The following is a 21,246-nucleotide window of genomic DNA, read 5'->3' as shown; positions in this document are numbered from 1 at the left end:
GACCCCTCGCGCGGGGCACCCGCGCTCCTACCCGCAAACACTCTCCACACTGCCCCGCCGCGCCGTCGGCAGCGCCGCCCCCGGCACGTCACCCTGCGCCCCGCGTTCACCCAGCGCATAAGCCACGCAGCGTTTCGCCAGCACCTCGGTCGGATCGACAAGTCTTACCAACCGCCCGGCCGCACAAGCCAGCATGGCGTCGCGCAACAGCAGCGGCAACTCGGTACAGCCCAGCACGATCACTTGCACGCCTTGCGCGATCAGGTCGTCGACCGCCGCGGCGAGGTCGTCGCAACACTCGCCCGAAGTGAACCCTGCCTTGGCGCCCTTCGGTCCGTAGACGGCATGCATCAGCCGCGCCTGAGCCTGCTCGCCGGGAGCGATCTGCACGAAACCGCGCGCTTCGAGCGACTGTTCATAGACGCGGCTCGCCAGCGTACCCGTGGTGGCCAGCACGCCCACTTCACGCAAGCCCGGAAAGGTCACGCGCAGATAATCGGCGGTACAGGTCAGCATATTGACGATCGGAATGCCGAGCGACGGCTGGATCCGCTCGACGAACGCATGCGCCGTATTGCACGGAATCGCGATCAGGTCCGCGCCGCCGTCTTCGAGCGTCCTGCAGGCGGCATATAGCGCAAGCGTCGGATCCTCGCCGTTACCGAGCAACGCGGCGGTGCGGTCCGGAATCTGCGGGTTCTGCTCGACCATGATCTTGATGTGGTCCTGATCGCACGCGGCCGGCGTATTGCGCACCAGCTTGGCCATGAAATCGACCGTCGCCGCCGGCCCGACTCCGCCCAGCACGCCCACCTTGAAGCGCCGCGCCTGCTGCGAATACTGGGCGGCCGCGACATAGCGCGCGTACACCAGATTGACGTCGACGAGCGGCACTTCGAGCCGCCCGAGTGCGCGCGCGACCAGCGCGATTTCGACGAGCCCCGGCAGGATGATCTCCGCACCCTGCGCAATGAGATCCGCGCACGCCGCGCGCAACAACTCGACCGGCCGGCCATAGAGACAGCCGTTCCTGATGCCTTCGTCGCTATAGACGGCGCTCGTCACGCAATCGAAGCCCGCTTCGTTGCGCGGATGCAGCACGTCGAACTGCGCGGCGTCGAAATAACGCTCGAAAAGTCCGTTATCGCGGATAGCATCCGAAGTCAGCACGCCGATCCGGCGCACCGACGGAAACGCTCGCCGCACATACGCCGAGAGCGCCGTCATGATGTTGGCGACCGGCACGGCCACGTTCGCAGAAAGTTCGTCGATGAAGGTATGGCTAAGGAAGCACGGCAACACGATCGCTTCGACACCGCGTTTTTCGAACGCCCGCATGGTATCGAACACGTGGATCTTGAACTGCGCATCCACCTCGCGTTGCGAGGCCGGCCCTTGCCACGACTGCCGCTCCAGAAGGAGATCGAACGGCCGCGCCGCACCGCGCCGTTGCCAGGCGGCACTCATTCTGCACAGTACGTCGGCGCTGGCAAACTGGGCGGCACCGGTCACGACCCCCAGCGAACGATAGCGATTCATGATGACTTCCCCCGTTTTTGCCTTCCGCTTTGATGGTAGGCGGCTTTTGCGCCAGAGAGGATGACATTATGTCGGGGGACTATGACGTGGGGTTAACCACGAAAAGCGCATTTCCTCGCGCTTCCGGGCGGCGGCGGCACGCGCACAATCACAATCACAATCACAATCACGCGCGCAATGCTAGGCCGCTTCGACCACGCCATGCGCCGCGCCGCGCTTGCGGCGCTCCAGCGTACTGATGCACACCAGCGACACCCCGGCCAGAACACTATAAAACACGGCAAGCGGCCACCAGGCACCCGGATAACGATGCGCGAGCAACGTTCCGATCAACGGCGTCAGGCCGCCGGCCAGCGCGGCGCACACCTGGTACGACAGCGAAATCGCCGAATACCTGACGCGCACGGCGAACGCGGTCGACATGAAGCCGGCCATCACCGCATAGGAACTCGACATGCACATCACCGCCATTGCAATGCCGATCACGATGGCCACCGGCCGCCCGGTCGAGACGAGCGCGAACATGGGGTACGGCGACAGCATCGCCAACGCTGCCGCGCCCTTCAGGAAACGTCCCGTGCCGATGCGTTGCGCGAACCATCCCGAACCTAGTTGCGTAAACAACTGAATGAACGCTACGACGAACAGGCAGTCGAGAATCAACGATCGGTCGAGGCCGAGCGTCTGCGTCGTGTAATTGAGCATGAAAGTATTGACGAACCATGCGCCGGCCACGCCGATCACGTTCGCGCCGAGGCACAGCAACAGCGTGCGCCACGCATCGCGCACGACTTCGGCCACGGGCAGCGCGGCCACTCGCCGTTGCGCCTTGAGCGCCTTGAATTCCGGTGATTCGTCGACACCCGCGCGGATCAGCAGGCCGACCACCAGCAGCACCGCGCTCGCGAGAAACGGCAGACGCCATCCCCAGTTGAGAAACGCGTCCTTGTCCATCGAGGCCACCGCGCGGAACGCGAGCAGCGACAGGATCAGGCCCGCCGGACTGCCGAGTTGCGCGAACGAGGCGAAGAACGTTCGCCGTCCTTGCGGCGCATGTTCGCTCGCCATCAGCACCGCGCCGCCCCACTCGCCGCCGATCGCGATCCCCTGCGCGACACGCAGCAGCACGAGCAGCACCGGTGCCCACACGCCGGCGCTCGCGTAAGTCGGCAGAAAGCCGATACCGACGGTGCCGACGCCCATGATCGCGAGCGTCGCCACGAGCGCCTTCTTGCGGCCGATACGGTCGCCAAGGTGGCCGAACACCAACCCGCCGAACGGTCGCGCGAAGAAGCCGACCGCGAAGGTGCCGAACGAAGCCAGCGTGGCGAAGAACGGATCGCCGCCGGGAAAGAACAGCTTGCCGAAGATCAGCGCGGACGCCGTGGCGTAGATATAAAAGTCGTACCACTCGATCGTGGTGCCGACAAAGGCCGCGGCTGCGGCGCGCATGGGTTGCCGGCCTGCGGCGTGGACGTCTGGATCGCGATTCATGTCTGTGTCTCCAAGGTCGTTCTTCTGGATGGCGCGGCTTCTTCGTGCCGTCACCGGGAACTGCTGCGCTTATGCTTCAGGTGCGCCCGCTTTGAGCACGCCCGCTTCGAACAGACGCCGCTGGGTGGCGGCGTCGATACCCAATGCATCGAGCACGTCGCGCGTGTCGGCACCGAGTAACGGCGGCGCGCTGCGATACGTGGCCGGTGTGCGCGACAACTTGATCGGCGACGCGGTGCCGCGATACTCGCCCATCTCGACCACCATGCCGCGGTGCAAGGTGTGCGGATGCCGCGCCACCACGTCCACGGTTTGCACCGGTCCGCACGGTACGCCCGCGTTGATCAGCGCGTGCGCGAGCGGTTCGCAGTCGTGCGCGGCGAGCAGGTGTTCCAGCGCGGCCTTGAGCGGCTCGCGATGCGCGCAGCGGCTGCGGTTGTCGACGTAGCGCGGATCGTCGGCGAGTTCGGGCGCGCCGAGATGCGCGCACAGCTTCGCGAACTGCCGGTCGTTGCCCACCGCGAGAAAGATCGGCGCGGTTGCGGTGCGATAGCTGTCGTACGGCGTGATGTTGGGATGCGCATTGCCGCTGCGCTGCGGCGTGCGGCCCGAGCCGAAATAGTTCGGCAGATGCGGATGCAGCAGTGAAACGCCGCAGTCGTACAACGCGATATCGATCGACTGGCCACGACCGCTCTTCGCGCGCTCGGCGAGCGCGAGCAGAACGCCGGCGAACGCATTCAAGCCGGTAACCATGTCGACCACCGGCAAGCCGACGCGCATGGCGGGGCCGTCGCGCTCGCCGTTCACGCTCATCAGGCCGGTCATGGCCTGAATCGCGGCATCGTAGCCAGGCAAGCCGCCGAGCGGGCCGTCGGGACCGAACCCCGACACGGCGCAATGAATCAGCTTCGGGAAACGCTCGCGCAAATCGCGCTCGTAGTCCATGCCCCAGCGCGCCAGCGTGCCGGGTTTGAAGTTTTCGACCAGCACGTCGGCGTCTTCGAGCAGCTTCCAGAGAATCGCGCGGCCTTCGTCGCGTGAAAGATCGACCGCGATGCCCTGCTTGTTGCGGTTCACGCCAGCGAAATACCATGCGGTGTCGCCATAGAACGGCGGCCCCCAGCCGCGTGTTTCGTCGCCGTCCGGCGGTTCGAGCTTGATCACCTGCGCGCCGTGATCGGCGAGCGCCTGGGTGCAGTACGGGCCGCCTAGCACGCGGCTCAGGTCGATGACCTTGATGCCTTGCAGCGCGCCTTGTGTGCCGGCATTCACGGGTGCCGTCATTGCGCGCCCCCTCGCTGCAACAGTTGCAACGCCTGCACGAGCGTGACGCTGCGGCCTTTGACCAGCGCGTCGATCACCTCGCTTTCGTCCTGCTCCGACTGCAACGCCAGCGGATCGGACGGCAACAGCTTGTGCCGCACCACCAGATGCGCGAGCGCGAGACGCCGGTGGTCTGGCGCAAGACGCACGCCTTCGCAGGCCATCAGCACGGCTGTCGTTGCGTGATACAACGCGGTGCCCGCTTGCCGGACCCATTCGTCGCGGCCGGAATCCGCCACGCCGGCCAGCGCATCGCACGCACGCGCGAGCGTCGAGCGCAGCAACGCGAGACTGGCCGGCGGCAATCCCGCCGCGCCGAGCAGATCCCGCAGATAAGCGCGCAACGGTTCGAGCGCGCCGTCGCGTTTCGCCGCCCGCGCGATATCGAGCGCGACGATGTTGCTGGTGCCTTCCCAGATCGAGCCGAGATGCGCATCACGCACGAGACGCGCGTCGCTCCATTCTTCGATATAGCCGGTGCCGCCGCGCACTTCCATTGCGTCGCCGGTTACGCGGCGCGCGTCGCGGCAGGCGCGGAACTTGATGAGCGGCGTGAGAATGCGCACGCATTTCGCGGCCTGGCGGTCGCCCGCGTCGGCCTGCTGCAGCAGCAGCGCGATGCGCATGAACATCGAACGCGCCTGTTCGGCGGGCAGCATCATCTTGAGCAACTGACGCTGCATCAACGGCATATCGATCAGCTTGCGGCCGAACGCTTCGCGATTGCGGGCAATGTGCAGCGCCTCCGTCAGCGCGCGGCGCATCAAACCCGCGGCACGCACGCCGTTCGACAGGCGCGACATGTTGATCATGTCCGCCATCTGATGAAAACCGCGCCCCACCTCGCCGATCAGATACGCCACCGCGCCTTCCAGCACGATCTCGCCGCTCGCCATCGAGCGGCTGCCGAGCTTGTCCTTCAGACGCACGATCCGGTAGCTGTTGCGCGATCCGTCCGGCAGCGTCTTCGGCAGCAGGAACAGTCCGAGTCCGTTGATGCCGGGCGGCGCCGTGTCCGGACGCGCGAGCACCATCGCGAGATCGGCGTCGGCGTTCGAGCAGAACCATTTGTCGCCGTACAGGCGCCACGTTTGCCCGCCGTCCGCATCGCTCTCGAGCGACGCACGCGTCGCAATGCGCGCGACGTCCGAGCCCGCCGCCTGTTCCGTCATGAACATCGCGCCCTGAAACAGCGTGTCGAAATCGCGCGAGGCGAGCTTCGGCAGAAAACGCGCGACCAGTTCCGGCGCGCCGAATTTGCGCAGCGTGCGCGTGAGCGAATCGGTCATGCTGACGGGACAGCACAGGCCGAATTCCGCCTGCACGAACAGGAACGTCAGCGCGTATTTGACGAGCGGCGGCGGCGACTGTTTGCCGTCACGGGTCTCGTGACTCAGCGCGGCGAGTCCCAGCTCCGCATAAGCCACACGTTCCAGCGCGACGTAATCGGGATGCTTGTCGATACTTTGCAGCGCTTCGCCGCGCCGTGTGCGATGACGCAACTGCGGCGGATTTCTGTCGGCGGACGTGGCCCAGATATCGAGTTCGTCGGAAGCGCGCTGGCCCAGCGAAACGAGCTGGCCTTCGAGATCGTGAAACAGCGCGTCGCCGAGATGCAGCTTGAGCAGACGCTCGAAGTCGGGATCGCTGGTGAAGAAGTTGATGCCCCGGCTGTCGGGAATGTTGGACGAGCCGTGTGCCGGCTGCGCGGTGATTTCGCTCATGCGTGTCTCCTTTATCGACCGGAGTTCGCGCTTTGGCGCGTTACTCCGGTCCCATGCACGTAGTGCAAGTGAAAGGAGCATAAAAGCCGCGTCGATAATCGTCTAATACAACTTATATCCGGTACGATAGACGCAGCTTATCGATAAGAAACCTGGAGACAGCCGTGGACCTGAAGCAGTTGCGCTATTTCGTGGCGGTTGCCGAGGAGTTGCATTTCGGCCGCGCGGCCAAGCGGCTGTTCATTTCGCAGCCCGCCCTCAGTTTCGACATTCGCAAGTTCGAGGAACAACTCGGCGTGCAGCTACTCGCGCGCACCAACAAGACGGTATCGCTGACCAACGCGGGCCAGGTGCTGCTCGGCGAAGCACGCCGCCTGCTCCTGCAGGCGAGCGAGGCGGAACGCATGACCGTGCGCTCGGCGCATGGCCTTGCCGGCCGTTTGCGGATCGGCTTCGTGAATTCCATGTTGTACCGCGGCATGCCGCAGGCGGTGAAACGCTTCGAGGCCGATTACCCCGGCGTGGAAATCGTGCTGAAGGAGATGAATACCAGCGAGCAGGTCCACGCGATCCAGCGGATGCAGATCGACATGGGCTGCGCGCACTGGGGCAATTTCCCGTCCGACGTCATTTCCGCGCCGATCTTTTCCGAACCGTTCCTGTGCTGTCTGCCCGCCGCGCATCCGCTCGCGCACAAACGCAAGGTCGATTTACGGGCGTTGGCGCAGGAACCGTTCATTCTCTTTCCGCGCACTGTGTCGCCGCATTATCACGACCTGATCATTGCGCAGTGCGTGAGCGCCGGATTCAGTCCGTTGATTCGCCATGAAGCGCGCTTGTGGCAGACCGTGGTGACGATGGTCGGCTTCGGCATGGGGGTGGCGCTCGTGCCGTACACGTTGCGCCAGGTGCAGGATCCGCGCGTCTGCTTCTTGCCGCTAACGGGCGAGACGCTGATGTCGCAAGTGCTCCTGTTGCGCAGAAGCGGCGACGCCGAGCCGGTCGCGGACCGCTTCGTCGGCTATCTCAGGGATGCCGGCGGCGGACCGCGAGGCACGCCTCATTCGTCTGCTTCACGGCGGCCTTCGTAAGCCGTCAGCAGCTTGTGGGCGACCATATCCACGGCCGGCTTGACCAGCCCGTTCTTGTCGGTCCAGACCTTGGGCGTCAAGGTGCCGCTCAGCGCAACGCTGTCCGCGTCGCTCAATGCGAGCAGCGCGGCTTGCACGTCGTCGTCGAAGGCAATCACGTTGACGAAAATCGTGTCGCCGTCGTTGGTGGCCGCGCGCACCTTGCAGGTCACGAAACGCCTGCCGTTCTGCCCGGTGCGAATCTGCGCCTCGCCGTACAACCGCCCGCCCACCAGTCCATCGATCATCGCCTTGCTCCTCGTTCCATACTGTGCGGAAAGCAGAATCGCCCAGCACGGCGCGTATGATCCCACGAGAAGCCGCGCTAGCCGCATAAAAAGCCACTCACTCGCCGTTGGCCGCTGCGAGGCTCACCCGCCGACCGTCATATCCACGCCGCGCACGAGGCGTTTCGCCAGCCGCGGTTGCCGCAGCTGTTCGAGCCACCACTGCAATGCGCGCCCTTCATTATCGCCGCGCCACGCAACGTACAGCACATTCGGCTCACGCGGGTCGGCAGTCGCCTTCTCGATCAGTTCACCCTGCTTCAACAGCGTCGCGACACGCTGACGCGGCAACCACCCCACGCCCAGACCGTCGCGTTGCGCCAGGATTTTCGCCCGCATGGACGGCACGGCCAGCGACGCCTGTCCGCCGATCAGACCGTAAGCGCGCCCCGCCGTCGTACGCGACGAATCCGCCACCACCACCGCGCGATGTTCGAGAATCCGCTCGCGGCCGAGCGGCCCCTCGACGGCCGCCAGCGGATGGCGCGGCGACACCGCGAACACCCACTCCATCACGCCGAGCTCGAACCAGCGCAGGCCGGGAATCGCCGGCGGTTCGTTGGTCGCGCCCACGATCAGATCGGCACGGCCGTCGCGCAGCGCCTCCCAGGTGCCGCTCAATACTTCGTGGGTGAAGCGCAGTTTGACGCCCGAGCCGAGCGCGTCGAACGCGCGCACCACCGGCATCATCAGTTCGAACTCGAGGATTTCATCCGTAACTATCCAGAGGCGGTCTTCCCACCCGCTCGCGATCTGCTTCACGCGCTGCGTCATGCGCGACATGTCGAGCATCAGACGCGCGGCTTCATCGGCGAGAAGCTGGCCGGCGGGCGTGAGTTGCAGACGGTAGTGGCGCCGGTCGAACAGCAGCGCGTCGAAGCGCGTCTCCAGTTGCCGGGCAGCATGCGAAACCGTGGAGGGCGCCTTGCCGAGGCGCGCCGCCGCGCGCGACAGGCTACCGGTCTCGCGAATCGCGTCGAGTAGAGCCAGTTCGTCTTCCGACAACATGTTCCATTCCTTCGAACGAGTTCGACGCAAAGATGGTACGGCAAAGCGACAATGCCAGTCCACTATAGCGATAGGGCGGCGGCGTTTTCGGGAAAGCGCGATGGCGGTCGGCTTTCGAAAACGCCGCACGAGCCGCGCATGAAATGCCCGAAACCAGATCGAACGTTCTCTGGAACATTCATTGCGCGCGGTCGTGGCACGATAGCGCACACGTAAGGAGCAGCGACATGGGCCTTTTAGTGGACGGACAATGGCAGGATCGCTGGTACGACACGAAATCGACCGGCGGCCGTTTCGTGCGCAATGACGCGGCATTCCGCAATTGGGTCACGGCGGACGGCTCGCCGGGTCTGAGCGGCGCCGGCGGCTTCGAAGCGCAAGCGGGACGCTACCACCTGTATGTAAGCCTCGCCTGCCCGTGGGCGCATCGCACTTTGATCATGCGGGCGCTCAAAGGCCTCGAAACGATGATCGACGTCTCGATCGTGCACTGGCTGATGCTGGAAAACGGCTGGACTTTCGCGGACGGCCCCGGCGTCGTGCCCGACACCGTCAATCAAGCGACACTGTTGCACCAGGTCTACACCGCCGCCGACCCTCACTACAGCGGCCGCGTGACCGTGCCGATCCTGTGGGACAAGCAGCGCGCCACGATCGTCAGCAACGAATCGTCGGAAATCATTCGCATGCTGAATTCGGCGTTCGACGGCATTGGCGCGAAGCCCGGCGATTTTTATCCGGCGCCATTGCGCGCGCAAATCGACACGATCAACGCGCGCGTCTACGACACGCTGAACAACGGCGTTTATAAAGCAGGCTTCGCCACCACGCAGCAAGCGTATGAAGAAGCCGTCACGCCGCTCTTCGAAACGCTCGACTGGCTCGACGCGAAACTCGCAACGCAACGCTATCTGAGCGGCCCGCACCTCACGGAAGCCGATATCCGGCTGTTCACGACGCTGATCCGTTTCGACGCCGTCTATGTCGGCCATTTCAAATGCAATCTGCGCCGCATCGCCGACTATCCGAATCTGTCCGCCTACACGCGCGACATCTACCAGTTGCCCGGCATTGCTCAGACGGTCGATTTCACGCATATCAAGCGGCATTACTACGGGAGTCACCGCAGCATCAATCCGTCCAGCATCGTGCCGCTCGGCCCGGTTCAGGACTTCTCTGCGCCGCACGATCGCGCGCGGCCTGGCGTGCCCGGCTCAACCTGCGCCTTGACCGCCGCTGCCGGCTCGCAGCCGTATCCGGTCAAGGAATAGAAGACATCATGTTGTGGCCGTGGCAAAAATATCGCCCAGCCACTGCGCAAACACCCGTACCCGCGACGACAACTGCCGGTTCTGCGGATACAGCACGGATATCGGCATTGGCGGCGGCGGAAAGTCCGCGAGAATGATTTTCAGCCGCCCCGCCGCCAGTTCGGCCGCCACCCGGTATTGCGGCACCTGCACGATGCCGAGCCCGGCAAGCGCCGAGCCCGTATAGAGTTCCGTACCGGTCACCGATACCGCCGACGGCAGTACCATCGCCACCTCGCGGCCCGCCACGTTGAATTCGAGCGGCACGGCCTTACCCGTGGCACTCGACACGTAATTGACCGCCCGGTGCGTGGACAGCGCGGACGGATCGGCCGGCTCGCCATACGCCGCGAGATACGCCGGACTCGCCACGGTGACTTGCGGAAGTTGCGCGACGCGCCGCCCCACCATTGACGAATCCTGCAGGTTACCTGCCCGCAGCACGCAATCCACGCCCTCCCGCACCAAATCGACGAGCCGGTCATCTTCGCCGATGGTCAGTTCGATCTCCGGAAAGCGCGCGAGAAACGCCGGCAGCGCCGGCACCACGAAATGCCGTGCCAGCGTGCCCTGCAAATTGACCCGCAACAGGCCCTTGGGCGCGAGATTCGAGAACGAGCCCTCGGCCTCCTCCATATCGGCAATCAGCCGCACGCAGCGGCGATAGTACGCCTCGCCGTCGTGCGTGAGCCGCACCGTGCGCGTGGTGCGTTCGAGCAGCCGCGCGCCGAGCCGCTGCTCCATGCGCTTCATCAGGTTGGTCACGGTGGCCCGTGGAATCTGCAGATCGTCCGAAGCGCGCGTGAAGCTTTGCCGCTCGGCGATCCGCACGAAAACGCGCATTTCTTCGAAACGATCCATGTGGGTGTCTGCTGGTGTCCGGTGGCGTCAGTTCTGTCGGTTTGTACGCCAATTATTAAAGCAAATAGAATAATGATGACCAGTCTAACCCGATTATCTATGCGCGGAAAGCGTCCATGATTCGACTCATCCACTCACCACACACAAGGAACCGGATCATGAACGCCTCAATCAGCCAGCAAGTCGCTATCGTCACCGGCGCATCCCGCGGCATTGGCGCAGCGGTCGCGCAACGCCTCGCCAACGACGGCTTCGCTGTCGCGATCAATTACGCGTCCAGTTCGACCGAAGCCGATGCGCTCGTCGCGAAACTCACGGCGGCCGGCGCCAAAGCCGTGGCGGTGAAGGCCGACGTGTCGAGCGCCAACGACGTGCGCCGCCTGTTCGAGATCACCGAACAGCAGCTCGGCAAAGTGGACGTGCTCGTCAACAACGCCGGCGTGCTCAAGACCACGCCGCTTGCCGACACCAGCGACGCGCTGTACGACCAGACCTTCGACATCAACGTGCGCGGCACCTTCAACACGTTGCGCGAAGCAGCCGCGCGCATGAACGACGGCGGACGCATCGTCAACTTTTCGAGCACCACGCTGGCGCTGAACATGCCGGGCTACGCGATCTACAACGCGACCAAGGCAGCCGTCGAAGCCTTTACGCATGTATTCGCCAAGGAACTGCGCGGCCGCAACATCACCGTCAACGCCGTGGCGCCGGGTCCGATCGCGACGTCGCTGTTCCTCGACGGCAAGACTGAAGAACAGATCCAGACCTTCGCCAAGATGCCGCCGCTGCAACGTCTCGGCCAGCCGGACGATATCGCATCCGTGGTGGCGTTCCTCGCCGGTCCGGACGCGGGCTGGGTCAACGGTCAGATTCTGCGTGCCAACGGCGGCCTCGCATGATGCGCCTGACGCGCATCTCGCCGAGCGGCCTTTGAAGGCCGCCTCACTTCATCGAATCGGAGAAGAAAATGCAGAAGAACGTCATCCTCGTGACGGGCGCCGGCACGGGCATCGGCAAACTGACCGCGCAGTCGCTCGCCGAAGCCGGCCATATTGAAGTGTCGGAGCGTGTGCGGATCGACTTCGCGCGGCGAATCGGCATGGGCGACTTACTCGAAGCACGGGTCCGGTGTTGAGCGCGGCGGTACGACATACCGCCATGAAAGCAGCCACGCTGATCGCATGCGCCGTCCTGCTGCCGGTTCTGATCGGCGCATGCGAACCTCAACCTCAACCGTCCGACGCCTCAGTCACGACGAGGAGCACGACCATGAAACCCTCGGTCACTTACCTTCATTTGCTGAAGCACACGCCGTTCTTTACCCGCCTGACGACCGATCAACTGCGATGGGTGATCGCCCACTCGCATGAATGGGAAGCGCAAGCCGGTGCCGTCGTCGCCCAATGCACGCACGACACGACTACGGCTCGTGACCAGTCCATCTGGATTCTGCTGGACGGCGGCTGGCAAATCGAAACCGGACAACATGTGTTTGCGTCGGGCCACGCGAGCGCGGGCAAGTGGTTCAGCGCGGCGGCGGCGACCGGCACCTCGTGCCGCCTCGTCACCACCGAACACAGCTACGTGATGAAAATCGAACGCGCGGATTTCGACGCCATGCTCGCGCAAGGTTTTGCGTTCGGCCCGCATCTCGACGCCGGCCGCCGCTATTACAGCGAACTGTTCGCCGCCCCGGCCGAACTCGCGAAGTGAGGTCGAACCGGAGCGCGTGTATGCAGCGTGTCGCCGAACGCAAGCACGCGCTCACACCGCCTTCGGGTTGCGCTCCGCGAAGCCTTCCTGATGCCAGTACGGATAAGCGGGACGCACCGCGCTCGCCGCGTCGAGTTTGGCTACCTGCTCGGGCGTCAGATTCCAGCCCACCGCGCCGAGGTTCTGCCGCAACTGTTCCTCGTTGCGCGCCCCGATCAGCACCGTCGAGACGGTAGGCCGCTGCAGCAGCCAGTTCAGCGCGATCTGCGGTACGGTCTTGCCGGTTTCGGCCGCGATCTCGTCGATCGCATCCAGCACGCGGAACAGATACTCGTCCGGCACCGGCGGGGCCATGTCGACGGTTTTATGCAAGCGGCTCGAATCGGGCAACGGCTGACCTCGCTTGATCTTGCCGGTGAGACGCCCCCAGCCGAGCGGACTCCACACCACCGCGCCCACGCCCTGATCGACGCCTAGCGGCATCAACTCCCACTCGTAATCGCGGCCGACCAGCGAATAGTAGGTCTGATTGGCGACGTAGCGCGGATAGCCGTAGCGGTCCGCCACGTCCTGCGACTTCATCAGATGCCAGCCGGAGAAATTCGACACGCCGGTATAGCGGATCTTGCCGGCGCGCACCAGATCGTCGAGCGTCGACAGCACTTCGGCGACCGGCGTTCTGGCGTCGAAACCGTGCAACTGGAACAGGTCGATGTAATCGGTTTGCAAGCGCTTGAGCGCCGCGTCCACCGCCTGAATCAGATGGAAGCGCGACGAGCCGACGCTGTTCGGCCCGTCGTCGAAACGGAAGGTTGCCTTGGTCGAGATGATTGCCTTGTCGCGCTTGCCCTTGAGCGCTTCACCGAGCACCGACTCGGAGGCCCCGCTCGAATAGATGTCCGCGCTGTCGAACATGGTGACGCCCGCATCGAAGCAGATGTCGATCAGACGACGCGCCTCGGCGACGTCGGTCGCGCCCCACGCCTGGAAGAACTCGCCTTTGCCGCCGAACGTGCCCGTGCCGAAGCTCAGTACCGGCACCTTGAAACCGGATGCACCCAGATGTCTGTATTCCATTGATGTATCTCCGTGGCTGAACCGTCGATAAACGGACGTTCAGTCTACGCGCGTCCGCGTAAATTCGCCGGAGCGGGAACGGTATCTTTATCCGGGATGCGCGGCGTTCGCAGCCGATGCGCTCAACGCAGCCAGCGCATCACGCGCGGCCTGCATCACACTGTCCCAATCGCCCAACGCGGGCTGCCTGAACAGCCTCGCGCCCGGATACCACGGCGTATCGGTGCGCTCCAGCATCCAGCGCCAGCAGGTGTCGAAGCGGTTCAGAATCCACACCGGCCGGTCGAGTGCGCCGGCCAGATGGGCCGTGGATGTGTCCACGGAAATCACCAGGTCGAGGTTCGCCACCAGGGCCGCGGTGTCGGCGAAATCGTCCAGTTCTTCCGTGTAATCGACAATGCGGCCACCCCACTCGCCGCTTTTCAACTGCTGTGCAGCCGGTCCTTTCTGCAGGCTGAAGAACTGCACGTTGGGCACGTCGAGAATGGGCGCGAGCTGCTCGAAGGCGATCGAACGGCGCGCGTCGTTCTTGCGAAGTTCAGCGACATGCGGCCGGTTTCCGCCTGCCCACACGAGTCCGACTTTCAGGCGCGTGTCTGCTTGCGCGTGAATCCGGTCGCGCCATTGGCGAGCCGCTTCGGCGTGCGCGTAGAGATACGGCGTGGCCGAAGGAATGCTGTCGAGGTCTGTTTTGAATGCCAGCGGCAGACTCAGCAGCGGACAGTGGCAATCGAACGGCGGCAGCGCCTCGCCGGCTTCGATCAACTGGTCCACGCCGTCGAGCGTGGACATGAGGCGCATCAATTCGGGCGGCACTTCGAGCATGACCTTCGCACCGAGCTTCGACACCAGCGCGGCATAACGGCAAAACTGCAGCGTGTCGCCGAGGCCCTGCTCCGCGTGCAACAGAATCGTCTTGCCCCCGATCGAAAAATCCCCCAGCCAAAGAGGCTGTGCAAACACGCGCCGGCTTGCCTTGATCCGGCTGCGCTCCCAGCGCCACTCGTATTTCTGCCAGCCAGCTTCGAGCCGCCCCATTTGCAACAGACACAGCGACTCGTTCCAATGCGTCTCAGCCGCCGCGGGATTCGCGGCGAGTGCGCGCTCGTAACTCGAGAGCGCTTGCGCGTGCTGATTGAGATCGATCTGCGCGAGGCCGAGGTTATTCCAGGCGTCGGCAAATGCCGGGGCCAATTCGAGCGCGCGACGGTAGCTGCGTTCCGCTTCTTCCGGCTGGTTCAGGTCGCTGAATGCGTTGCCGCGATTGCTCCACGCGTCGGGATAAGCCGGCTGCAATGCGAGCGCGTGATCACAGCTGGCGAGCGCATCGGCGGGACGGCCGAGGTCGCGCAGCACACAGGCGCGGTTGTTCCAGGCCTGCGCAAAATCCGGCGTCAGCGCAATCGCGCGATCGAAACTGGCGAGCGCGTCGAGCGGCCGGTTCAGGCCGGCTTGCGCGTTGCCGCGATTGTTCAGTGCGTCGGGAAATTTGGGCTGCAAGGCCAGTGCGCGCTCCGCACTCGCGAGTGCTTCGTCGAAACGCTGCAACGCGTTCAATGCATAGGCGAGATTCGAATGGATCGGCGCCTGTTTCGCGTTGACGGCAAGCGCCTTTCTGAGTAATTCGACGCCTTCCTGCAAGCGGCCCGCTTGCAGCGCCAGCGCACCCAGCAATTGCAGCGCGTCGAAATGACGAGGTTTGAGTTCGAGAATCTCGCGATAGAGTTCCTCGGCCTCGGCAAATGCGCCGTTCTGCTGAAGCCCGACGGCTTGCCGAAGCATATGGTCCAACTGTTGCGGCAGATTGACAGGCTTGCTCATGCGGACAGCTTCGATCGAATGCACGTGAAGATCATGGGAGCTTTCGGAGCGCGCGCCACGCAGCATCATGCGCGCAGCGGACCCGAAAGAGCGAAGCCGATTATCGCCGAAAACTGCGCACTGGAACTGACACGCGTTCACGCAGCAGCGTGACGCGTGTCAAAGTGCTTGCTGTCTACTGCCTGCTGCTTATTGCGCCGCGCTGGATAGATGCTTGCGCCTGGCGAGATCCTGCGCCATCGCGTAGTGCTCCTGGATAGTCGGCAGCGCCTTCTTTGCCGCGTCCTTCAACTGCTCGTCGCGGCCCGAAGCGATTTCCGCCTGGAATGCCGACAGTGCTTTCTGTTCGCCGGCGAGCGCGACCTGTTCGATATAGGCCTTGTCGAAGTCGGCGCCGCGCAGGTTGTTGATGCTCGCGATCACGGCTGCGTCGGGGTCGTTTTTCGGCACATCGACACCGCGCGGGCTCGCCGCGCGCAGCGCGTCGGAGATTTTCGCGTTATCGGCCGACACGCGTTCGGCGAACGCCTTGACGTCGCGGTCGGTCGAGCGCGAGGTGGCGAGGCGTGCGGCGTCGCGCTGCGTCGCGACGGCTTTGGTGCCGTCCGCGATGAATGTCTGGTCGGCGGCATGCAGACGGCCGGCGTCCGCAGCGGGCGCCGCGGGAGCGGTTTGAGCGCTGGCCGCGGTGGCGACGACGAGCAGACCAGCCGCGCAGGCACTGGTGATGGTGGCGAGAGGCAAGCGGATCATACGTTCTCCTTGAGGTGGAAGCGAAACGACGGCAAATGCGTGTGCGCCTCGGGCGGCGTGCTGACCGCACGGACACCTCGCGGTCAGCTTGCGAGCCCCTGACTGCGCCACGCTTTAATCGCTGTGCATTCTAGGAGGCGCGCTGTGCACCATGTGATACGACGCTGTCGCTTCTGTAACCGCAGGTAACCTTCATATGAATGGCCTGCCAGGTCTGCATCGCGGCGGCCCCGTTCGGGCGACCTCATGCCTCGCCTATCGGCTGCGTGTTAACCAGAGCATGCAAGGAAAAGAGCGTGGAATCGTTGAACTTTCCGCCGATCGCGCCGATAACTGAAAGGTAGGGCGCGCGCCAGGATCGAACATAGCGATTGCATGGCGCACCACACGCACCGCAATTCTGGAGAGATTCAATGGCCGTAGAAAACCGCGCGAGCGATGAACGCAGCAACCTGACGAGTTCCAACAAATTCGAGCTGTTGCTGTACCGGCTGGGCTCCGTACCCGGCAGCGACGCGCATGAGTTGTACGGCATCAACGTCTTCAAGGTGCGTGAGATCTCGACGATGCCGACCGTCACGCCGATCGCCGGTTCGTCGCCGTTCGTGATGGGCGCGGTGGACATTCGCGGGCAGATCATCCCTGTGATCGACCTGCCGCGACTGATGGGCTGCGAGCCCACACGCGGTCTGAACATCCTGCTGGTGACGGAATTCGCGCGCTCGACGCAGGCGTTCGCGGTCGAGGAAGTCGACGATATCGTACGGCTGGAGTGGAACCAGGTGTTGTCCGCCGAGGGCGCGGCAGGCGGCAATCTCGTCACGAGTATCGCGCGGATCGACGGCAATACGGGCGACTCGCGGCTCGCTCAGGTAATCGATGTGGAGCAGGTGTTGCGTGATGTGTTTCCGTCACAGCATCCGAGTGTCGATCCTGCTTCCGTTGGGGCGGCGTTGGGCATTCGGCATGGGGCGAAGATTCTTGCTGCCGATGATTCCGGGTTTGCCCGTAAGTTGATCGAGCAGGCTTTGAGTGCTATTGGGGCTGACTTCGTCATGACCAAGACCGGGGAAGAAGCCTGGAATACCTTGCAGCAGGTTGCGCGCGAGGCTCAGTCCAATGGGACGCGGGTGAAGGATAGTATTGCGCTTGTTCTCACCGATCTCGAGATGCCCGAGATGGATGGGTTCATGCTGACCCGGCAGATCAAGGCGGACGAACGTACTCGTGATATTCCGGTCATCATTCATTCTTCTCTGACCGGGGCGGCCAACGAGGCGCATGTGAAGAACGCTGGGGCTAATGGGTATGTGGCCAAGTTTGCCGCTGCTGAGTTGGCCGACGCCATTCGGAATGCTCTGGGGGTTTTGCCTTTGAGTGAGGTGGTTGCTTGAGGGTTCGTTTGTCCGGGTTGTCTGGCAGCATCCGCAGCGAAACACCCGGGCAGAAACCGAAGAATATCCGCCGCGATTCAGCACGCGTGCGGCGGTTCTCATGCCGTATCGAGCGCGTCGTGAAGATGCTCGACAAGGTAATCGATCAACGCCCTCACCTTCGGCGGCAAGAAACGGTTCGGCGGATAAAGCAGCCACACCGACCCCACGTAAGCGCGCGCTTCGAGATTCCAGTCCGGTAGAACCTGTACGAGTTCGCCGCCTGGCAACCACTCCGCGGCGGCAAATTCCGGCACGCACGCAATACCGAAGTCCTGCAACGCGGCTTCGAGTCGCGCACCGGCGTGATTCGCAATGTAGCGCCCCTTCACGTCGACGCTCTGTGTCTCGGTGCCGCGGCGAAAGCGCCAGCGGTTGTCGTCGGCCGTCTCGCCGAGATAGATACACGCGTGTTTCAGCAGATCGCGCGGCTGCGCCGGCGTACCGCGCTCGCGCAAATACGCCGGCGACGCCACCAGCAGCCAACGCACCGCGCCCAGCCGGCGCCCCGCGAGACCCTGCGGCGGATGCTCGGTCAGGCGGATCACCAGATCGATATCGTCGGCAAGCGGATCGACGTCGCGATCGGTGAAAAGCAGTTGCAGGTCAACCTCGTCGTAAGCGCGCAGGAAGCCGGGGATGAGCGGATGAATCACGGACTTCGCGAACTGGGTCGGCGCGCTTACGCTGACCTTGCCTTGGGGTTTGCCAGCCAGTTGTCCCGCCGCATCGACCGCACCCGACGCGGCGCTCACCATGTCGCGGCAGAATCGCGCCACTTGTGCGCCGGACTCCGTGACTCGCACCGTGCGCGTGGAACGTTCGAGCAAACGCGTTGCGAGCGCGTCTTCGAGCCGCTTGATCTGGCGGCTGACCGTGGATGGCGTGCTGCCGAGTTGCCGCGCGGCCACCGAGAAATTACCCGCATCGACGACGCGTGCAAATACCGCCATGTCCGGCAGCAAGGCGAAAAGCTCCGTTGGGGTCATCGTCGGATTCCGTGAGTGCGACCAGTCTATTAATGCATTTGTGACACAAACGCTATGCACCACGACCCGATTATCACGCGTCACGCAAAGTTCGACAATACGGGCTCTTTCAATCGAGGTCTACCATGTCGAAACAGGAACGCCTGCTCATGCTTTCCGATCTGATGCTGCTCGCCGTCGCCGTGGTGTGGGGCACCAGTTACGGCGTGGTCAAGAGCGCGCTAGTGTTTTATCCGGTGCTGGGCCTGCTTGCGCTGCGCTTCGGCATCACTTTCGTGATTCTGTCGCCGGCTCTGCGCCATCTGCGCGCCGCCGACGCCCGCACGCTACGCGGCGTGCTGATCGCCGGCGCGCTGCTTCTGGGCATCTTTCTGTGCGAAACCTTCGGCATCCTGATGACCCGTGCGGCCAACGCCGCCTTTTTGATCAGCCTATGCGTGGTGCTCACGCCGCTTGTCGAATGGTTGCTGCTCAGGCGCAAGCCGAGTCGTGTCGAATGGCTGGCGGTGGCACTTTCCCTGCTGGGCGCGTGGCTGCTCGCGGGCGACGGCGCACTGAGCTTCAACCCGGGCGATGCGCTGATTCTGCTGGCCGCGCTGTTGCGCGCATTGACGGTGTGCGTAACCAAACGCGTCATGCGCGACTCTGCCCTGCCGCCCTTGTCGGTAACAGCGGTTCAGTCGGGTGTGGTGGCATTCGGCAGCGCCGCGGCCGCCTGGTTGTTCGTGCCGCAGCAGTGGCAGCCGTTGCCCTCGCTTGCCGGACATGCTGTGTTCTGGAGTTACGTCGGCTATCTCGTGATTGCATGCACGCTGTTCGCGTTCTTTGCGCAGAACTTCGCGATCAAGCGCAGCAGCCCGACACGCGTCTCGCTGCTGATGGGCAGCGAACCGGCGTTCGGAGCGTTGTTTGCCTGCCTCTGGCTAGGTGAGCGAATTTCGGCAACCGCGTGGGTCGGCGGAGCATTGATCGTCGCGGCATCGGTTCTGGCGACAGTGCGATGGAGCGCACTGCGCGTGAGTGCCGCGCGGGCCTGAGCAACGGCCTGCGCCAAAACACAGATGCGTCGATCAGCGCGACGCCACGCTGCCGCGCTCGCTCACCACTTCGCCTCGCTGAAACAGTCAGATGCAGTTTCGCGGCGGCTTTGGTGAAACTCGCATGCCGTATGGCCGATTCGAATGCGACCAGGCATTGGAGCGGAGGCAACGGGGCAATGCGCATGATGAGAGGAGCCGAGTGAAGGTGCCGCCATCATGGATGGGTGAAGCCGACGTCAGATCATCCGCGCGTGGGAGGCGCGCAAGCCGCTAAAGGTTGGGAATATGTCCGCGCGCCGGGTGCAACCGGTCAATGGCTCGGCGCCAGTTCCTCTTCGCGCTCCAGTGAGCGCGTGCGAGCGAGTTCCGGAAAAAAACGCATCCATAGCAAAGCGACGGCAATGGTCGCCACGCCGCCTACCAGGACAGCCGGCTGTGCGCCCCACCACCCCGCCGTCACGCCGGATTCGAATTCGCCCAATTGATTCGACGTCCCGATGAAAAGCGAATTGACCGCGCTGACGCGTCCCAGCATGTCGTCCGGCGTACGCAACTGCACGAGCGACAGGCGCACGACGACACTGATGGTGTCCGAGGCGCCCAGCACCATGAGCGCGACGAGTGACACGAGGAATTGATGCGACAGCCCGAACACCACAGTGGCCGCGCCGAACGCGATTACGCCGCCGAACATCGCCGCGCCGGGGCGGTTGCGCAACGGGAAATGCGCGAGCCAGATGGTGCCCGCGAGCGCGCCGATGGCCGTGCCCGAACGCAGCAGCCCGAGGCCGAGCGGCCCCGTGTGCAGGATGTCGCGCGCGAAGACCGGTAACAGCGCGGTCGCGCCGCCGAACAGCACGGCGAACAGATCGAGCGACAGTGCGCCGAGAATGACCGGCTCCTTGCGAATGAAGGCGATGCCCGAGAATACCGACTCGAGCGTGACGGGCGCGCGGTTCGCCGGCTTCGCCCGCAGTGGGATGCTCCACACGGCCGTGGCGGCGGCCGCGAACGACAACGTGCAGGCGAGATAAGCCGCGCCGGGGCCGATGCCGTAGAGCAGACCGCCCAGTGCCGGGCCCGCGATCTGCGCGGTCTGATTCGCTGATGTGGCCCACGCCGTGGCTTTGGGCAACTGCCCCCGCGGCACGACGCCCGGCAGCAGTGAAGCCACCGCGGGCGACTCGAATGCTCGCGCCGCGCCGACGCACGCGGCCAGCACATAGATGACCGGCGCGCTGATCCAGCCACCGAAAGTGCCGCAGGCGAACAGCAATGCAGCAACGCTTTCGAGGCTCTGGCAGATGGCCGCGATTCGCCGGCGGTCATAACGGTCGGCAACATGGCCGACCACGAGCGTCAGCACGAACATCGGTAGAAATTGCGCGAGGCCGACGAGGCCCAGTGCGAAGGCGCTGTGTGTGAGCGCGTAGATGTGCCAGCCCATTGCCACAGCGAGCATCTGGAACGACAGCGACGAGAGGATGCGGGTACACCAGAAACGTTGAAATGCGGGCTGTTTCGGCAGACTAACGGATGAAGAGTCGGACGGGTCGGCGGGTTCTGGAGGCATGGCGTTCTTGCTTTTGACTAGGCTGGCTTGGGCGGCAGCTAGTTTAGAGCAAGATGATCCGCCTTGCTCTACGATCCCGCGCAGCGCGTCTTGCCGCGATTACCCGACGGGGTCGATCGCGGTGATTCTGCAGCAGTGCGAATGCGTTGCCGCGCAACGGTACGC

General features: G+C 64.1%; 19 protein-coding genes and 1 pseudogene. 7 read left to right on the top strand and 13 right to left on the bottom strand.

The features are described from left to right. Positions 1–27 precede the first annotated feature (27 nt). The 4 genes from NE850_RS16320 to NE850_RS16305 all read right to left on the bottom strand — a co-directional run bounded on the left by NE850_RS16320 (position 28) and on the right by NE850_RS16305 (position 6,083). Positions 28–1,539, bottom strand: a complete 1,512-nt coding sequence (locus tag NE850_RS16320) for an amino acid racemase (RefSeq protein WP_310698923.1) — start codon at positions 1,537–1,539, stop codon at positions 28–30. A gap of 180 nt (positions 1,540–1,719) precedes the next feature. After that, entirely contained in the window at positions 1,720–3,033 is a 1,314-nt protein-coding gene (locus NE850_RS16315) for an MFS transporter (protein WP_007182478.1), read from the bottom strand. A 69-nt stretch (positions 3,034–3,102) separates the two neighbouring features. After that, positions 3,103–4,320, bottom strand: coding sequence for a CaiB/BaiF CoA-transferase family protein (locus NE850_RS16310; protein ID WP_007182479.1), 1,218 nt, complete (start codon positions 4,318–4,320; stop codon positions 3,103–3,105). After that, positions 4,317–6,083 carry an acyl-CoA dehydrogenase family protein gene (locus tag NE850_RS16305; protein ID WP_007182480.1) on the bottom strand — a complete coding sequence of 589 codons (1,767 nt, stop codon included), beginning with the start codon at positions 6,081–6,083 and terminating at the stop codon, positions 4,317–4,319. The genes NE850_RS16310 and NE850_RS16305 overlap by 4 nt, the downstream gene beginning before the upstream one ends. Before the next feature lie 164 nt (positions 6,084–6,247). Here NE850_RS16305 and NE850_RS16300 point away from each other — a divergent pair, with 164 nt between their 5' ends. Continuing rightward, positions 6,248–7,174, top strand: a complete 927-nt coding sequence (locus NE850_RS16300; RefSeq protein WP_007182481.1) for a LysR family transcriptional regulator — start codon at positions 6,248–6,250, stop codon at positions 7,172–7,174. Here NE850_RS16300 and NE850_RS16295 read toward each other — a convergent pair. After that, complete coding sequence (locus NE850_RS16295; RefSeq protein WP_007182482.1) at positions 7,144–7,461, bottom strand: single-stranded DNA-binding protein; 318 nt, start codon at positions 7,459–7,461, stop codon at positions 7,144–7,146. The genes NE850_RS16300 and NE850_RS16295 overlap by 31 nt on opposite strands. Positions 7,462–7,584: 123 nt before the next feature. Continuing rightward, positions 7,585–8,508, bottom strand: a complete 924-nt coding sequence (locus tag NE850_RS16290) for a LysR family transcriptional regulator (RefSeq protein WP_165185484.1) — start codon at positions 8,506–8,508, stop codon at positions 7,585–7,587. Between the two features lie 227 nt (positions 8,509–8,735). On the opposite strand from NE850_RS16290, the gene NE850_RS16285 reads away from it, so the two are divergent. Next, positions 8,736–9,779, top strand: a complete 1,044-nt coding sequence (locus tag NE850_RS16285; RefSeq protein ID WP_007182484.1) for a glutathione S-transferase family protein — start codon at positions 8,736–8,738, stop codon at positions 9,777–9,779. Between the two features lie 6 nt (positions 9,780–9,785). On the opposite strand, the gene NE850_RS16280 is transcribed toward NE850_RS16285, so the two are convergent. After that, on the bottom strand, positions 9,786–10,679 hold the full coding sequence (locus NE850_RS16280; RefSeq protein ID WP_310698922.1) for a LysR family transcriptional regulator: 894 nt from the start codon (positions 10,677–10,679) through the stop codon (positions 9,786–9,788). 158 nt (positions 10,680–10,837) lie between these two features. On the opposite strand from NE850_RS16280, the gene NE850_RS16275 reads away from it, so the two are divergent. The 3 genes from NE850_RS16275 to NE850_RS16265 all read left to right on the top strand — a co-directional run bounded on the left by NE850_RS16275 (position 10,838) and on the right by NE850_RS16265 (position 12,395). Beyond that, on the top strand, positions 10,838–11,581 hold the full coding sequence (locus NE850_RS16275) for an SDR family oxidoreductase (RefSeq protein WP_007182486.1): 744 nt from the start codon (positions 10,838–10,840) through the stop codon (positions 11,579–11,581). Positions 11,582–11,649: 68 nt separating this feature from the next. Continuing rightward, positions 11,650–11,817 carry a hypothetical protein gene (locus tag NE850_RS16270; protein WP_197740259.1) on the top strand — a complete coding sequence of 56 codons (168 nt, stop codon included), beginning with the start codon at positions 11,650–11,652 and terminating at the stop codon, positions 11,815–11,817. A gap of 134 nt (positions 11,818–11,951) precedes the next feature. Then, complete coding sequence (locus NE850_RS16265) at positions 11,952–12,395, top strand: hypothetical protein (RefSeq protein WP_232064128.1); 444 nt, start codon at positions 11,952–11,954, stop codon at positions 12,393–12,395. 51 nt (positions 12,396–12,446) lie between these two features. Here NE850_RS16265 and NE850_RS16260 read toward each other — a convergent pair whose 3' ends face one another. From NE850_RS16260 to NE850_RS16250, 3 genes are all read right to left on the bottom strand, one after another. Further along, entirely contained in the window at positions 12,447–13,472 is a 1,026-nt protein-coding gene (locus NE850_RS16260; protein WP_007182488.1) for an aldo/keto reductase, read from the bottom strand. 87 nt (positions 13,473–13,559) lie between these two features. Continuing rightward, positions 13,560–15,293, bottom strand: coding sequence for a tetratricopeptide repeat-containing glycosyltransferase family protein (locus tag NE850_RS16255; RefSeq protein WP_310698921.1), 1,734 nt, complete (start codon positions 15,291–15,293; stop codon positions 13,560–13,562). A 189-nt stretch (positions 15,294–15,482) separates the two neighbouring features. After that, positions 15,483–16,046 (bottom strand): DUF4142 domain-containing protein, encoded by a 564-nt coding sequence (locus tag NE850_RS16250; RefSeq protein ID WP_007182490.1) that lies wholly within the window; start codon positions 16,044–16,046, stop codon positions 15,483–15,485. Positions 16,047–16,459: 413 nt separating this feature from the next. Between NE850_RS16250 and NE850_RS16245 the strand changes: the two genes are divergently transcribed. Further along, a complete protein-coding gene (locus NE850_RS16245) occupies positions 16,460–17,440 on the top strand; it encodes a chemotaxis protein (RefSeq protein WP_007182491.1) in 981 nt (326 codons plus the stop codon). A gap of 98 nt (positions 17,441–17,538) precedes the next feature. On the opposite strand, the gene NE850_RS16240 is transcribed toward NE850_RS16245, so the two are convergent. Next, positions 17,539–18,468, bottom strand: a complete 930-nt coding sequence (locus NE850_RS16240) for a LysR family transcriptional regulator (RefSeq protein WP_007182492.1) — start codon at positions 18,466–18,468, stop codon at positions 17,539–17,541. 125 nt (positions 18,469–18,593) lie between these two features. Here NE850_RS16240 and NE850_RS16235 point away from each other — a divergent pair, with 125 nt between their 5' ends. Next, a complete protein-coding gene (locus tag NE850_RS16235) occupies positions 18,594–19,505 on the top strand; it encodes a DMT family transporter (RefSeq protein ID WP_007182493.1) in 912 nt (303 codons plus the stop codon). 76 nt (positions 19,506–19,581) lie between these two features. Here NE850_RS16235 and NE850_RS16230 read toward each other — a convergent pair. Further along, positions 19,582–19,692: pseudogene (locus NE850_RS16230) on the bottom strand (LysR family transcriptional regulator); the annotation flags it as partial. A 126-nt stretch (positions 19,693–19,818) separates the two neighbouring features. Further along, positions 19,819–21,081, bottom strand: coding sequence for an MFS transporter (locus tag NE850_RS16225; protein WP_007182494.1), 1,263 nt, complete (start codon positions 21,079–21,081; stop codon positions 19,819–19,821). Positions 21,082–21,246: the final 165 nt, after the last annotated feature.

Source organism: Paraburkholderia sp. USG1, from assembly GCF_031570135.1.
Classification (GTDB): domain Bacteria; phylum Pseudomonadota; class Gammaproteobacteria; order Burkholderiales; family Burkholderiaceae; genus Paraburkholderia; species Paraburkholderia dioscoreae.
This window is presented reverse-complemented; position numbering and strand designations above follow the sequence as displayed.

Bases quoted from the DNA above. Each gene is read 5' to 3' on its own strand.
- NE850_RS16285 (WP_007182484.1), top strand. From the start codon at position 8,736: ATGGGCCTTTTAGTGGACGGACAATGGCAGGATCGCTGGTACGACACG.
- NE850_RS16290 (WP_165185484.1), bottom strand. From the start codon at position 8,508: ATGTTGTCGGAAGACGAACTGGCTCTACTCGACGCGATTCGCGAGACC.
- NE850_RS16270 (WP_197740259.1), top strand. From the start codon at position 11,650: ATGCAGAAGAACGTCATCCTCGTGACGGGCGCCGGCACGGGCATCGGC.
- NE850_RS16280 (WP_310698922.1), bottom strand. From the start codon at position 10,679: ATGGATCGTTTCGAAGAAATGCGCGTTTTCGTGCGGATCGCCGAGCGG.
- NE850_RS16235 (WP_007182493.1), top strand. From the start codon at position 18,594: ATGTCGAAACAGGAACGCCTGCTCATGCTTTCCGATCTGATGCTGCTC.
- NE850_RS16295 (WP_007182482.1), bottom strand. From the start codon at position 7,461: ATGATCGATGGACTGGTGGGCGGGCGGTTGTACGGCGAGGCGCAGATT.
- NE850_RS16305 (WP_007182480.1), bottom strand. From the start codon at position 6,083: ATGAGCGAAATCACCGCGCAGCCGGCACACGGCTCGTCCAACATTCCC.
- NE850_RS16255 (WP_310698921.1), bottom strand. From the start codon at position 15,293: ATGAGCAAGCCTGTCAATCTGCCGCAACAGTTGGACCATATGCTTCGG.
- NE850_RS16315 (WP_007182478.1), bottom strand. From the start codon at position 3,033: ATGAATCGCGATCCAGACGTCCACGCCGCAGGCCGGCAACCCATGCGC.
- NE850_RS16245 (WP_007182491.1), top strand. From the start codon at position 16,460: ATGGCCGTAGAAAACCGCGCGAGCGATGAACGCAGCAACCTGACGAGT.
- NE850_RS16275 (WP_007182486.1), top strand. From the start codon at position 10,838: ATGAACGCCTCAATCAGCCAGCAAGTCGCTATCGTCACCGGCGCATCC.
- NE850_RS16240 (WP_007182492.1), bottom strand. From the start codon at position 18,468: ATGACCCCAACGGAGCTTTTCGCCTTGCTGCCGGACATGGCGGTATTT.
- NE850_RS16225 (WP_007182494.1), bottom strand. From the start codon at position 21,081: ATGCCTCCAGAACCCGCCGACCCGTCCGACTCTTCATCCGTTAGTCTG.
- NE850_RS16250 (WP_007182490.1), bottom strand. From the start codon at position 16,046: ATGATCCGCTTGCCTCTCGCCACCATCACCAGTGCCTGCGCGGCTGGT.
- NE850_RS16310 (WP_007182479.1), bottom strand. From the start codon at position 4,320: ATGACGGCACCCGTGAATGCCGGCACACAAGGCGCGCTGCAAGGCATC.
- NE850_RS16265 (WP_232064128.1), top strand. From the start codon at position 11,952: ATGAAACCCTCGGTCACTTACCTTCATTTGCTGAAGCACACGCCGTTC.
- NE850_RS16260 (WP_007182488.1), bottom strand. From the start codon at position 13,472: ATGGAATACAGACATCTGGGTGCATCCGGTTTCAAGGTGCCGGTACTG.
- NE850_RS16320 (WP_310698923.1), bottom strand. From the start codon at position 1,539: ATGAATCGCTATCGTTCGCTGGGGGTCGTGACCGGTGCCGCCCAGTTT.